Origin of the sequence: Halococcus sp. AFM35 (assembly GCF_051195015.1) — an archaeon.
Classification (GTDB): Archaea; Halobacteriota; Halobacteria; order Halobacteriales; family Halococcaceae; genus Halococcus.
This window is the reverse complement of record NZ_JBNTJU010000106.1, coordinates 1-695: the sequence shown is the minus strand read 5'-3', so window position 1 is coordinate 695 and position 695 is coordinate 1. Positions and strand designations below refer to the sequence as shown.

Below are 695 nucleotides of genomic sequence, written 5' to 3'. Positions count from 1 at the left end.
TGAGGGTTCCATATCATCAGCACGAACGGTCAGCAAGCGGATGAGCGGGGCGTTTTATATACTCGAATCGGGAATTGGTGAACGAACTACTTCACGAGGCTGAGAACGACTGGTACGGTGATACGGCATTCTTTGGAGCCATGGCCCATCAGCCGGGTCTGTTCAAGCAAATCGTCTCTCTGTTACGGGAGTTTTCTCAAAGTGAACACATCGACTCGGAAATCTTCGAGTTGATGCGCCTCAAGATCGCGGAGGCTCACCAGTGTGCCTACTGCTCGACTGTTCGGACCCAAGAAGTGCGTGAGGAGGTCGCCCCCAGAGAAGAAGCGATCTTTGGAGATATCGACGCTGACGCCCTAACACAGCGCGAATACCTGGCCGTATATCTCGCCGAACAGCTCTCTGAAACACCTCACCAGATAACTGACGAGTTTTTCGGGAATCTCCGTGAAGCCTACTCTGAGACAGAGATTATCGAGCTTTTACTATTCATTAGTATCGAAATAGGTCTTGACCGTTTTTGTATTGCTCTCGAACTCGATACGGCCGATGCGAGCTCATATCCCGATGATCTCGTCTATCCATATGAACGATAAGACTACAACACCATTCGTCTTTAGCTAAGAGTAAAACCGCATGACTGCGGCTGGAAGCGAAGTCGGTTCATGAACGGAGTGAGGAGGAGTTCGGTGTGA

General features: G+C 50.2%; 1 protein-coding gene. It reads left to right on the top strand.

All coding sequences use genetic code 11. The features are described from left to right. Positions 1-77 precede the first annotated feature (77 nt). On the top strand, positions 78-596 hold the full coding sequence (locus ACQUQO_RS18275; protein ID WP_435080087.1) for a carboxymuconolactone decarboxylase family protein: 519 nt from the start codon (positions 78-80) through the stop codon (positions 594-596). The last annotated feature ends 99 nt before the right edge of the window (positions 597-695 follow it).